Source organism: Deltaproteobacteria bacterium (genome assembly GCA_016709225.1).
Classification (GTDB): domain Bacteria; phylum Myxococcota_A; class Polyangia; order Nannocystales; family Nannocystaceae; genus Xiheibacterium; species Xiheibacterium phototrophicum.
This window is the reverse complement of record JADJEE010000012.1, coordinates 3,659,993-3,673,469: the sequence shown is the minus strand read 5'-3', so window position 1 is coordinate 3,673,469 and position 13,477 is coordinate 3,659,993. Positions and strand designations below refer to the sequence as shown.

The window sequence follows — 13,477 nt, the reverse complement described above, 5'->3', positions numbered from 1 at the left end:
CCCCGCGGGCTTCAGCCGCGGCACGCCGCGACTGCCGATCGGCCTGCAGCTGGTCGGCCCGCGCTGGCGCGAGGACGCCGTGCTCACGGTCGCGGCCGCGCACGAGCGCGCGACGTCGTGGCACCGCGAGCGGCCGTCGCTGCCGGAGGCGACCGCATGAGCGCGCTCGAGCCCGTCATCGGCCTCGAGGTGCACTGCCAGCTGGCGACCACGAGCAAGCTGTTCTCGGCCTGCCCGCTCGAGCAGGGCGCGGCGCCCAACACCCGCACCGATCCGTTCTCGTGGGGATTGCCCGGCACGCTGCCCGTGCTGAACGCCGAGGCCGTGCGCAAGGCGATCGCGCTGGCGATCGCGACCGACTGCGAGGTCCACGGCGACAGCCAGTTCGCGCGCAAGCACTACTTCTATCCCGACCTGCCCAAGGGCTATCAGATCACGCAGTCCGATCGCCCGTACGCGAGCGGTGGACGGCTGCAGGTGCCGGGCATGCGCCACGCCGACGGCGCGCCGTTGGTGGTCCGGCTGCAGCGGATCCACCTCGAGGAGGACGCCGGCAAGAACCTCCACGGTGCCCACGGCAGCGGCATCGACTACAACCGCGCGGGCGCGCCGCTGGTCGAGATCGTCAGCGAGCCCGATCTGCGCAGCGCCGAGCAGGCCGCCGCCTACCTCAAGGAGCTGCGCGCGATCATCCGTGCGACCGGCATCTCGGCCGCCAACATGGAAGAAGGCACGCTGCGCTGCGACGCCAACGTCTCGCTGCGACCGCGGGGCAGCGACGTGCTCGGCGTGCGCTGTGAGATCAAGAACGTCAACTCGTTCCGCTTCCTGGCGCGGGCGATCGAGGCCGAGATCCGCCGGCAGACCGACCTGCTCGAGGCCGGTGAGCCGATCCGACGCTGCACCCTCGGCTACGACGGCGAGCGCGATCGGCTGTTCGTGATGCGCAGCAAGGAGGACGCGGCGGACTACCGCTACCTGCCGGACCCCGATCTGCCGCCGCTTGCGATCCCCGCAGCGTGGGTCGCGGAGATCCGCGCGACGCTGCCCGAGCTACCGGCGCGCCGGCGCGCGCGATGGTGTGACCTCGGCCTCGCGCCCGACGACGCCACGCTGCTGGCGAGCGAGCGCGAGCTCGCCGACTACTTCGACGCTGCGCTCGCGGCGGTCGGCGTCGCGCGGGCCAAGCGACTGTCGGGCTGGGTCACGACCGAGCTGCTCGGCCGCCTCGCGGACGAGGGCGTGGCGATCGAGCGCTGCCCGATCGCCCCCGCGGCGCTCGCCGAGCTGGTCGCGCTGGTCGACGACGGCACCATCTCGGGCCGCACCGGCAAGGATCTCTTCGCGCGCCTGTGGCAGGGCGAGCCGTCGGCGTCCGCGATCGTGGAGCGCGAGGGCCTGCGACAGGTGAGCGACACCGGCGCCATCGATGCCGTCATCGCGCAGGTGCTGGCCGCCAATCCCTCGCAGCTGGCCTCGCTGCGCGCCGGCAAGGTCGCGCTGCGCGGCTACTTCGTGGGACAGATCATGAAGGCCACGCGCGGGCAGGCCAACCCCGCGTTGGTCGCTCAGCGGCTCGATGCCGCCATCGCCCGCCACGACGAGTAGCCCGGACTCGCGGGCCAGGCGCTGGCACGCACGGGCGCCCGCGGGCGGACACGCACGAAGTCGAGCCAAACGCCGGCACGATCGCCACACTTGCGGAGAATGCAGCTCGTGCGTGACACCGCGGCCGCTGGCGCCGTCATCCCCAACGTGCCCGTCGTCCAGCCCGCGTGGAATCCGTCGCGCCGCGACCCCGAGCTCGTCCGCGAGGTCGCGTGAGCGCGACCACCCTGACGCTGCTTGCCTACGCGGTCGTCGTGGTCGCGGCGTTCCTGCGCAGCCGCGCCTACGGCGTGTTCGCGGCGATCGTGCTGGCGTTCCCGACCTTCGTGGGCAACGCGCTCGCCGACAGCTTCGGCGTCGGCGCGCCGGTCGTCACCGCGCTGCAGCTGGTGACCGATCTGCACTTCGCCGCCCTGCTGGTGCGGCCGGCGTTGCGACCGTGGTGGTTCCGTGCGCTGGTGAGCGTGCCGGGGCTGTGGTTCGCGGCCGCGTGTCTGCTCGCATGGCCGTGGGCGATCTGGGCCGGCGTGGTCGGCCCGCCGGTCGGCGCATGGATCCCCTTCGCGCTGTGCCTGCTGGGGCTGTGGCAGTCCTTGTTCACGCGGCGCGAGCGGGTCGACATCGTGCTCGACGGGCTCGACGCCGGCGCCGTGCCACAGCGCTACCGCACCGCGGTCACGCGACGCGGTGTCGACGACGACGCGCCCGCGCGGCCCGGTCGCCCGCTGCGGGTGGTGCAGATCACCGATCCGCACCTCGGCCCGTTCATGTCGATCGAGCGCCTGCAGGGCATCTGCCGCCGCGCGGTCGAGGCCGCCCCCGATCTCGTGCTCATCACCGGCGACCTCATGACGATGGAGTCGCACGACACCGCGGTGGTGACCGCCGCGTTGGCCCCGCTGGCCGCACTGCGCGGGCGCGTGTACGCCTGCCACGGCAATCACGATCACGAGGCGCGCGCCGTGGTCGCGCGCGCCTACGAGACCCACGGCATCACGCTGCTGGTCGATGCCGCCACCGTCATCGAGACCGCCGCCGGCGCGGTGCAGCTCATCGGCGCCGACTTCGTGTGGCGGCAGCGCGGCGAGCACCTGCTGCGGCTCGCGCAGCGCTTTCCCCGTCGCCCCGGCGCGCTGCGCCTGTGGCTGCTGCACGATCCCGGCGCGTTCAAGCACATCCCCGAGGGCGACGCCGATCTCGTGCTCGCCGGCCACACCCACGGCGGCCAGGTCGGCCTCGTCAGCCTCGGTGGCCAGAGCACGTTCCTGTCGTGGGTGTCGTCGATCCCCGACCACGGCCTGTGGGCGCGCGGTCGCGATCGCCTCTACGTGCACCGCGCCAACGGACACTACGGCTATCCGATCCGACTCGGCGTGCCGGCCGAGGAGAGCGTGCTGGTGATCTGGCCCCCGCGCGCCGCTCCCTAGCGGGCCCCCGGATCGGGGTCGTGCTGCCGATCACCTGCGCGCGCGCACGACCGGCGATGCCCCTCGCGCGCTGCGACGATGGCGGCGAAGATCGTCGCATGCACACGTCACGCTGGCCGCTCGCCCTGGTCACCGCGATCGCCTGTCGAGGCGACGGCGACGACGGAGCACCCGTGAGCTCGTCGTCGTCCGACACTGCCGTCGCATCGGCGACCGCGACCCGCGGCAGCGACACCGGTGCGAGCGACGACGGCACCGGCATGTCCGACCTCACAGGCTCGACGTCGACCGGTCGCGAGGACAGCAGCGACAGCGGCCCGCTCTCGACCAGCGGTGGCCCCGATGCCGCGTTCACGATCACGAAGATCGGCACCACATTCATCGCGACCTCGACCGCCGACGGGCGTTTCGGCATCGAGATCGACTGCGACGACGAGGCCAGTGACGGGCGCTACTTCGGGATCACACCGGTCATCGACGGCCAGCGACTCGAGGTTCAGATGTACGGCGGACCGTTGTTTCCGCTGTTCACGCCTGACTTCGATGCCGGTGCCAGCGCGTGCATACAGGTCGAGAGCGATGACGTTCGCCTGCTCGTTCGGCTCGAGACGGGCTCGTACCAGGCACTCGACCCGGCCGCCACCGACCAACCGGTTCCCCTCGAGGTCGAGTTCACGATCGAGGACGATCGCCTGGTCGCCCGTACCGCCGGCATCTACTACATGATGCTCACGCGCGCCGACACCGAGCTGACGATCACCCACGGCCAGATCGAGATGCGCAAGGTCGACGCTGCCACACCGGCGTTCACCGAGGATTTCGACGACGTCACCCACGTCGTCGCCGCGGACTCGATCTATGGCCCGCTCGCGATCGACGGCGACATCGCCCGCCTCCAGGTCCAGCTCTACGATGATGGGTCGGAGGGCTTCGAGCTCGATCTGGACCACGCCTTCAAGGACCTCGGGCAGATGAGCGTGACCCTGACGGTCGCGTTCGGCTGAAGTCCGGTCCCAAGGGCGGCGCGCGCAGCTACGCCGGGGCATCGCAGGTTGGTGGGCCCGGGGTGAGCCGGAGCTTGGGACCAAGGCTCGGCCGTGGAGCCAGCGTTGCGAGTCACGCTCACAAAAAACTCGGGATCAACTCGCTCGCTCGCACGCCTCAGGTGGTGAAGCGAGGACGAGCGCGTCGTGCGATGCGCCTGGGGGCGGCGAAGCCGGCCCCGATCGTCGACTCGATGGACCACAACGAAGGGAAGGAGGAGTGCAATGAAGGTCAAGACCAAGGCTAAGGCTGGATTCGGCGACAAGACCCGCTCGTACTAGAGCGGTCTTCGTCATTCGAGGGGTGTCGTGGGCAACGACGAACGTCGTGTCCATCTTCGCACCCCAGGGCGCCGGTCGTGCTCCACGACCGGCGTCCTCGTTTCGAGCGCGTGTGGAGCGTGGGTGGCATCATCGTGGATTCCTCAGCACCATCGGCTCCCATCGAACCGACCGACGTCATCTACATGCCGCACCGTCGGCGACTCTTCCACGAGTGGGGCGTGCTCGAAGGACAGCGCACGCTGACCCTCCACTACGGTGAGAAAGAGGTCGTGTTCGACGAGCCAGATCAGATTCCATTTGGCGAGGCCCTGCTCGCACATGCTCGCTTCGTCGCGCAGGAGAGCACGCACTGGGCCCTCAGCCGACCACGCGCGTGGGAGAGCGCGAGGGACTTGCTGGAGGTCTTGGTCGCCGAGGGCATCCTGGCGGTCGAGGCACCGCTGCAATGTCCGTTCGCGCACGCGAACGAGCCGCACGCGGCAGGGCCCGCGCTCGCCGATGATGCCGAGCCGTCTGCAGCGCCCCAACTCGCCGACGACGACCCTGCCCGGCAGCAGCGCCCCGCGTGCGCGCGCACCTGGACGGAGGCGGAGACCCCGGCGCTGAGCCGCGAGATCTTCGGTGTCAGTGCCGAGATTGGCCAGCTCGAATCGCTGCTGCGCGGCTGGCAGATTCCGCACCCCGCACAGGACGTCGACGGGCGTCAGCTCGGCGATGAGAACGTGTTCCCGTCGCAACTCTACGTCGAGACGCCGACGCAGCGGCGCCCCTGCCGTTACGCCGGCAGCCGCTACCAGCACACCGCGCAGATGAACGTCACGGGCCTGCGCCTGGTACAGGAGGGTTGGAGTGACGCGATCGCGGTGCTGCGAGCGCTCCGTGCAGCGTTCCTGCGTCGGCGGTCGCGCAGCGCCGGCGGCCTGACGATCGCGGAGCTGCTCACGTTCGCGACCTGCGTGCTGACACTGCCGGGCTACATGCTCCACCGCCGAGCGCGGCCGGTTCGAAGCGGCGAGTTCCCGACCAGCATCGCGGCGTTGTTCCGCATCATCGACGGCACCCGCCTGGCGTCCCGCGTGATGCTGCTGACCGATGACCCCGAGTTTCGCGTCGACACGGTGCCGACGCCGGAGTCGTTCCACTTCTACTGTGAGAAGCACCTCCTGTTCTTCAATGGCACTCGCGGTGTGTGTGCGGGCCCGCCGGCCGCCATCCGCGAGTTCCTCACGGAGGTGATGCGCACCGACGTCGTCGACGACACCCCGGCGATCCCCGCCGCGCTCGTCGACGCGGTGGGAGATCTCGAGGCCGCGATCGACTACGGATGCGCCGCGCTCGAGCTCGAGCTCGAGCTCGATCGCTTTTGGATTCGCCAGCTGGAGCTCGCCCGCGAGCTGCACCACACGCTCGCGGAGGCACCGGCCGAGCCCGAGTCGCCGGTCGCGGAGTTCGGCGCACGGCTCGGCGCGATGCTGTCACGACCGGGGATCATCCCGTTCCTCGATGTGCCGCTCGAGGTGTCGCGATCCCGCGTATGCGAGAGCCTCGTCGAGGTCGCCCGCACCTGCCGGCGGTTGCGGGGACAGCCCTCGGCGATCGACACCGTGACCGACGCGATCGGCGAGACCGCGCACGCGTTCGATGGGTCCGAGGCTCCGATGACGGTGCGCGCGGCGTCGTCACGGACAGCGCTGCGCCTCGCGAAGCTCGAGCAGGGCGCGTTCGAGGCTGCCGCACGCGTGCAGGCGGAGATCAACGCGCTCCTCGATCGTCCCGCTCCGACGGCGGCGTTCGGTCCGCGCGAGGCGGCGCGACAGTGGCCTGCCGCCAGCCTGCGGGCCGCGCTCGACGGCTTTCGCGATGCGACGGCGTCGATCGTGGTCGACCACGCCAGCGAGCGTGCCACGACGAACGGAGGCGTCGTCGAGCCGCCGCGAGCCCGGGACGATCGCGACTTTCCCGTGCTGCGCCGCATGTTCGCGCGCGCGCGGTTCGGCTTGGCGACCGCCGTCCGACACGCGTGGGGCTGCAGCCTCGACAGCGACCTCGAGGCCGCGAAGACCCTGAGCACGCTGCTGCGCTCGAGCGGTGGATGGCCCGAGCACAGGCACGAGCGAGCCGCAGCGGCCCCGCTCGATGTCCTCATCCGCCTGTTCCTCGGCGGCGGTGCGCTCGCGCCCGCCGTCGTCCATGCCGCGCTGCGGACCGAGGAGTGCGAGGCGTTGTACGAGACCGGCCTCGCGGTCCTGCGCGACGGCACGGTGGTTTCGCCGTTCTCGGTGGCACCGGTCGACGGGCTGTACCTCGTGACCGACAACCCGGCCACGATCGATGCCGGTCGCAACAGCAGCGGCGGCCCCAATGCGCTGGTGATGCCGGGCTACCTCGAGACCTATGCGTTCGCGCAACGCCTGCACCGCCACCCGGTGGCGCGCAGCCTCGACCTCTGCACCGGCAGCGGAGTCCATGCGCTGCTCGGCTCGCGCTACGCCGACGCGAGTGTCGGCACCGACATCAGCCCGCGTGCGATCGCATTCGCCGAGTGGAACCGCCGGCTCAACGGCATCGACCGGGTGCACTTCCACGTGAGCGACGCATTCTCGGCGCTGCCCGGCGCGCGCTTCGATCGCATCACCGCGAACCCGCCCTACCAGCCCGACTCGAAGCACGCCGCGGGCGAGAACTGGTGGGGCGCGGGGCCGCGAGGCACGGCGGTGATCGACCGCATCCTCGCGGGGCTGCCCGACCATCTCGAGGTCGACGGCGAGCTGCAGATGATCGGTCGCTTCCTGTCGTGGCGCGAGATCAGCTTCGTCGATCACGTCCGCCGCGTGCTCGGTCCCGCGGCGGCGGACTTCTCGATCGCACTCGACGTCGACCAGGAGCCGCTGTCCCAGATCGCCGACATGTACCCCAGCGAGCGCCTCACCGGGCTCGTCTGCTCGGAGTACGGAGTGGTGACCATCACGCGACTGCGCTGAAGCGGGCAAGGCGACAACGATCATGGCTGCCGACTTCCTTGCCACCACGCGCTCGATGAGCGACGAACGCCGATGGACGACCGCGGTGGCGCTCGCGCTGGGGCTCGCCCTGCTGGCGGCCTGGACCGCGTGGCTGGTGCTCGTCGAGGTGCCAGTGCGTGTGGTGAGCAAGAGCGCGCGAATCGAGATCGATCAGATCGCACATCCGCTCGCGGCGCCCTTGGCAGGCCGCGTGGTCACGGTGCTCGCGCGGCAGGACGACCGCGTGCAACGCGGGCAAGCGCTCGTCGAGCTCGACTCACAGGCCCAGCGGCTCGAGCTGGCCGAGGCGCAGGCTCGGCTGGCGGCGCAGCGTGCCGAGCTGGTCGCGGTCGAAGACCAGCTCGACATCGAGCGACATGCACTCGACATCGAACGCGAGAGCGCGAGTGCAGCCGCGGCGGAGGTCAAGGCGCGCCTGCGCCAGGCCAGCATCGCGTCGACCCACGCCAGGCGCAAGACGCAGCAGCTCGAGCGGCTCTCTGCCAACGGCTTCGTCGCCGACAACGAGCGCTTCGACGCCGAAGCGCTGGCCGAACAGAGCGACGCCGCCACCGACGCAGCACGACAATCGGTGCACGGTGTTGCCGCGCAGAAGCAGCTGAGTGTCGCACAGCGTCGCTCGGGCATCGAAGCACTCGAGCGACAGGCGACCGTGCTGACCGGCCAAGTCGCGACCAGCGAGGCCGCGGTGCTCCGGCTACGCCACGAGATCGATCGCCGCACCATCCGTGCACCCATCGATGGCGACATCGTCGAGTTCGCCGCCGTCACGCCGGGCGCGATGGTGCAGCAAGGCGACCGCATGGGCGTGGTCCTGCCCGCCGGGACCTTGCGCGCGACGGCCGAGCTGGAGCCCTCCGACGCGCTCGGCCGCGTGCACGAGGGGCAGCTCGCGCAGCTCCGCCTCGACGGCTTCCCATGGGCGCAGCACGGCGTCGTGGAGGCCACGATTCGACGGGTGGCGGGTGAGGTGAGAGACGGCTCCATTCACATCGAACTCGACATCGACGTGCCGGGCTCGACGATTCCACTGCAGCACGGGCTGCCCGGGATCGTCGAGATCGAGCTCGAGCGTGTCTCGCCGGCCACGCTCGTCCTGCGCGCGGCCGGCAAGGCCCTGGCGGAACCGGTGCGTAGCGTCGGCCAGGCGCTGACGGGCAACGGGGCACGACCATGAGTGCGAGCGCACGCCCGGCGGCCCGTCGCCGCTTCCTCGCGCCGGAGGTGGTCCAGACCTCGAAGATGGACTGCGGGCCAGCCGCGCTGAAGTGCCTGTGCGAGGGCTTCGGGATCCATGTCAGCTACGGGCGTCTGCGTGAGGCGTGTCAGACCGATGTCGATGGCACCTCGATCGACGTGCTCGAGGAGGTCGCATGCGATCTCGGCCTCGATGCCGTGCAGTCGGTGGTGCCCTTCGATCACGTCCTGCTCGACGACGCCCAGGTCTTGCCTGCGCTCGCGGTGATCACCACGGCGAAGCTGGCGCACTTCGTCATCGTCTGGCGTCGCGTCGGCCGCTGGGTGATGGTGATGGATCCTGCCCACGGCCGCAGGTGGCTGTCCGAGGCGGACTTCTTCCGCGACCTCTACCGATACACCACCAGGGTCCCCGCCGATGGGCTGCGCGAGTGGGTCGGCTCCGAGGAGTTCCTCGCGCCGCTGCGCCGACGGCTGCGCGACCTCGGTCTCATGCGTGGCAGCGTCGATCGACTCGTCACCGACGCAGCTCGAGATCCGTCGTATCGTCGCCTCGCGGGTCTCGACGCGGCCACGCGCATGCTCGCGAGCTTGACGCGCGCCGGGGCCATCCGCCGCGGGCCCGCGGTCGAGCCGCTGCTGGTGCGCCTGGCCGCCAGCGAGCGCGACGACGCGCTGGTCCCGGACTCGTACTGGTCGTTCTGGCCCGCGCCCGATGACGACGACGGCAACGAGCGGGCGTTCCTGCGCGGCGCCATCGTGCTGCAGGTGCGTGGGCGCGCTGCACCTCGTGGGCCCGAGAACCAGGAGCATGCGCAGACGCTCCCGCACGCGCAGACCCTCGAGCTGGCGCAGACCGACGCCTCGCCGTGGCGCGTGCTCGGACGGCTGGTGGCCGACGGCGGCGTCGCAACGCTCGTCGCCGTGGTCATCGCGCTGCTGGCATCGGCGGCGGCCGTCTCGGTGCAGGCGCTGGTGCTGCGAGGATTCCTCGACGTCGGGCGCTGGCTGGGCCTCGGGGGTCAACGCATCGGCGCGGTCGGTGCGGCGCTCGTGCTGCTGGTCGCAGGGCTGCTGGTGAGCGGTGCCACGACCTCGGCTTCGCTGGGCGTGGGTCGGCGCCTCGAGCTCGCGTTGCGGCTGGCGTTGTTCCGCAAGATCCCGCGGATCCACGACCAGTACTTCGCGAGCCGCACGATCTCCGACATGGCCGAGCGGGCCCACTCGATCGCGGCGATTCGCTCGTTGCCGGCACTCGTGCTCCGCATGTCGGGCGCCGTGTTCCTCGCCGGCTTCACGCTGGCCGGGATCCTGTGGCTCGCCCCCTGGAGCGCGCCGCTGGTGCTCGGGATGACTGCGGTCGCCGGCGTGTTCGGATGGCTCGCACATCCTTTGCTGCTCGAGCACGACCGACGCGTGCGCACCCACGTCGGTGCGCTCGCGCGCTACTACTTGGAGGCGTTCCTGGGCGCGACGTCGTTGTCGGCGCACGGCGCTCACGGGCGCCTGATGCAGGCGCAGGAGGCCGTGGTGGTCCGCTGGGCGCGCGCGCAGCTCGACACGCATCGCATCGGCGTGGTCGTCGACGCGGTGCAGACGACCCTCGGCTTCGGCCTGGCATGGTGGCTGATCCTTCGGCTGGGCGACGAGACCGGTCACGCTGCCAATGCGCTGCTGCTGGCGTACTGGGCCCTGCGCCTGCCGGCCATCGGCCAGGCGCTCGCGAGCATGGCGCGAATGCTGCCGGGCATGCTCATCGCCACCGAACGCCTGCTCGAGCCGCTGCAGTCGCCCGAGGAACGCGCGGCATCGCCAGCCAACGAAGCGCACGAGCCAACCGCCTCGCTGCCGGCTCCGGCCATCTCGATCGCCGGCGTCACCGTGCGGATGGGTGGTCAGACGATCCTCGAAGACCTCGACCTCGAGGTCGCGCCCGGCAGCCATGTCGCGATCGTCGGCACCTCGGGGTCGGGCAAGTCCACGCTGTTGGGGCTGCTGCTGGGCTGGAACCGGCCCACGCACGGCGAGATCCACGTCGATGGCGCGCTGCTCGATGGCGACGCGATCGCCCGCCTGCGACGACAGACGGCGTGGGTCGATCCATCGGTACAGCTGTGGAACCAGAGCCTGCTCGCCAACGTCACCTACCGCGCCGAGCCATCCACGCGCGTCGCACAGGACGTCGGCCTGGCCGTCGAGGCGGCCGAGCTGCAGCAGGTGCTGCAGCGCCTGCCGCACGGTCTCCAGAGCGCACTCGGTGAGAACGGAGCGCTGATCTCCGGCGGTGAGGGCCAGCGCGCCCGCTTCGCACGGGCGCTCACGGGGCCGTCGTCGCGCCTGGTGCTGCTCGACGAGCCGTTTCGTGGGCTCGACGGCGAGCAGCGTCGTCGACTGCTGGCGCGCGCGCGCGAGCACTGGGCTGGCGCGACGCTGCTGTGTGCGACGCACGACGTGCAGGAGACGCTCGGCTTCGACCGCGTGCTGGTGGTGGAGGCGGGACGCATCGTCGAAGACGGCGACCCGCGCGTGCTGGCAGGCGACCCGGAGAGTCGCTATGCGGCGTTCCTCGCGACCGAGCGGAACATCGCCGCGCAGCTGTGGGGCGGCGACAACTGGAAGCGCATGCGCGTCGAGGGCGGTCGCGTGATCACCGGCGCGCGAACCGGCATGACGGCGCCGCGGCGCGGACAGACCATGCGCGTGACACCGCTGCCGCGAGCGGCCGGAGGTGGCCATGGCCCGCGTTGATCTCGCAGCATCGTGCTGGCCTGTGCATGCCGTCGAGCACGCGATGCGAGCACTCGCGTCCGCAGCCCGATTCCCCATGCGCCACGACCTCGCGGGCGGCTTCGCTGCCCCTCCCGACGTGGACGCGGGTGCGTGGGTGACCGCGACCGCGACCGTGCTCGGGCTCGAAGCGACACCGGTCGAGGTGCCATACGACGAGCTCTCGAAGATGCTACGGCGCGCGGCGCCAGCCCTGGTCGCGATGCCCGACGCAGCGACCGTGCTCGCAGTGCTGGGCACCCGGGGACGAAACCTCCGGGTGTACTCGTTCGCGACCCGTCGGGTCGAGCTCGTGCCGATCGATGTGGTGTGCCACGCGCTCGGCCGCAAGCTCGTGGCCGAGGCGACGGCCGCACTCGATCGCACGCTCGCCGGCCTGCCGCCGCGCACCGCTGGGCCGGCGCGACGGGCCCTCGTCGCGGAGCGTCTGCGTGCGGTTCCCTTCACCGGGTGTTGGGTCCTGCGACCACCGCCAGGCGCGAGCTTCTGGGCGCAGAGCGCCAGCGCCCGCATCCCGACGCGCGCGATCGCGATCGTCGCGCTTCATCTCTGCCTCGTCGCGATGTCGATCCTGGGCTGGACGATCCTCGGTCAGGCAGCACTTCAGGGACGACTCGAGTCGGGTTGGATGCGCGCGTGGGGGCTCCTGTTGCTCACGTTCGTGCCGATCTATGTGTGGCAGGCCTGGCTGCGGGGGAAGCTCGCGGTCGACTTCGGCCGCCTCCTCAAGCGCCGCCTGCTGTGGGGCGCGATGCACATCGACGCCGAGATCCTGCGCCGCGAAGGTGTCGGTCAGCTGGTCGGGCGTGCGCTCGAGACCAACGCAATCGACGCTCTCGCGCCCAGCGTGGGCCTCACCGCCGCGCTGGCGGTGATCGAGCTGATGCCCACCTGCGCGTGGCTTGCATTCGGGAGCGGCGGCTGGGCCCACGCGCTGCTGCTCGCCGGCGTGATCGTGACGATGCTCGGTCTGGGCGTCGCGGCCTACCGGCGAACCGTCGAGTGGACCGACACCCGCCGCGGCCTCACGCAGGAGCTGGTCGAGCGAATGGGCGGCCATCGCACTCGACTCGCGCAGCGCAACCCTCGGCGCTGGCACGAGGGCGAGGATGAGTTGCTCGCACGCTACGGCACGCTTGCGGGCGGCATCGATCGGTTCGAGGTGGGCATGCAGATCGTGCCGTACGCCTGGCTGGCGGCGGGGCTCCTCATGATCGCCCCGGGGTTCGTGCGTGGCGATGCCCCGCTCGCGCTCGCGATCGGGCTGGGCGGCACGATGATGAGCTTCGCTTCGCTGGGCCAGGTCGCACAGGGCATGCGACAGGTGGTGGAGGCCGCCGCAGGCTGGCGGCAGATCGCGCCGCTGTTCGCCGCTGCGGCGCGGCCGAGCGTCGCACCCGCGCCCGCGATTGCGGTGCTCGAGCCGCGACGCGCGAGCGCGGCCGGCGAGGTCGATCGTCGGCCCACGCTGTTGTCCGCGACCGGCGTGACGTTTCGGTATCCCGGGCGCGCGGCACCCGTGCTCGACGACGTTTCGCTCACGATCGAGCACGGCGATCGCATCCTGCTCGAAGGTCCTTCGGGTGGTGGCAAGACCACGCTCGCAGCGGTGCTCGCGGGCCTGCAGCGACCGAGCTCGGGGCTGCTGCTGCTCGACGGCTTCGATCACCCGACCCTGGGCGATGCCGGCTGGCGCGCCCGAGTCGCGGTGGCAGCCCAGTATCACGACAACCACATCTTCGCCGACACGTTCGCCTTCAACGCACTGCTCGGTCGTCCGAACTGGCCCGAGACCCGCGAAGACTTCGACGACCTGCTGGCGATTTGCCACGAGCTCGGGCTCGACGACCTGCTCGGTCGCATGTCCGGCAGCGTCGCGCAGAACGTCGGCGAAGGCGGCTGGCGACTCTCACATGGCGAGCGCAGTCGCGTCTTCATCGCACGAGCGCTGCTGCAGAAGGCCCCCCTGGTCGTGCTCGACGAGAGCTTCGCCGCACTCGACCCGAAGACCCTCGAGTCGTGCCTGCGCTGCGTGCTCCGCCGCGCCGAGACCCTCGTCGTCATCGCACATCCGTGAATGTCGTCGCCGTCCTGGCGGCCCCAACCA

8 protein-coding genes are annotated in these 13,477 nt (G+C 71.1%); all 8 read left to right on the top strand.

Features of this window, described 5'->3' with window-relative positions; all coding sequences use genetic code 11:
• Positions 1 to 160, top strand: a 160-nt coding sequence (locus tag IPH07_40205; protein ID MBK6923677.1) for a hypothetical protein, incomplete at its 5' end; no start/stop codon positions are given.
• Positions 157 to 1,608: an Asp-tRNA(Asn)/Glu-tRNA(Gln) amidotransferase subunit GatB gene (gatB, locus tag IPH07_40200; protein ID MBK6923676.1), complete on the top strand. Its 1,452-nt coding sequence runs from the start codon at positions 157 to 159 to the stop codon at positions 1,606 to 1,608. The genes IPH07_40205 and gatB, both read left to right, overlap by 4 nt.
• 212 nt (positions 1,609 to 1,820) lie before the next feature.
• The gene (locus tag IPH07_40195) at positions 1,821 to 3,035 is read left to right on the top strand and encodes a metallophosphoesterase (GenBank protein MBK6923675.1); all 1,215 of its coding nucleotides are present in this window, start codon (positions 1,821 to 1,823) and stop codon (positions 3,033 to 3,035) included.
• Between the two features lie 98 nt (positions 3,036 to 3,133).
• A complete protein-coding gene (locus IPH07_40190; GenBank protein ID MBK6923674.1) occupies positions 3,134 to 4,039 on the top strand; it encodes a hypothetical protein in 906 nt (301 codons plus the stop codon).
• 455 nt (positions 4,040 to 4,494) lie between these two features.
• Positions 4,495 to 7,344 carry a class I SAM-dependent methyltransferase gene (locus IPH07_40185; protein ID MBK6923673.1) on the top strand — a complete coding sequence of 950 codons (2,850 nt, stop codon included), beginning with the start codon at positions 4,495 to 4,497 and terminating at the stop codon, positions 7,342 to 7,344.
• A gap of 22 nt (positions 7,345 to 7,366) precedes the next feature.
• Complete coding sequence (locus IPH07_40180) at positions 7,367 to 8,563, top strand: HlyD family efflux transporter periplasmic adaptor subunit (GenBank protein MBK6923672.1); 1,197 nt, start codon at positions 7,367 to 7,369, stop codon at positions 8,561 to 8,563.
• On the top strand, positions 8,560 to 11,331 hold the full coding sequence (locus IPH07_40175) for an ATP-binding cassette domain-containing protein (GenBank protein MBK6923671.1): 2,772 nt from the start codon (positions 8,560 to 8,562) through the stop codon (positions 11,329 to 11,331). Before IPH07_40180 ends, IPH07_40175 begins: the two co-directional genes overlap by 4 nt.
• A 118-nt stretch (positions 11,332 to 11,449) precedes the next feature.
• The gene (locus tag IPH07_40170) at positions 11,450 to 13,447 is read left to right on the top strand and encodes an ABC transporter ATP-binding protein (protein ID MBK6923670.1); all 1,998 of its coding nucleotides are present in this window, start codon (positions 11,450 to 11,452) and stop codon (positions 13,445 to 13,447) included.
• The last annotated feature ends 30 nt before the right edge of the window (positions 13,448 to 13,477 follow it).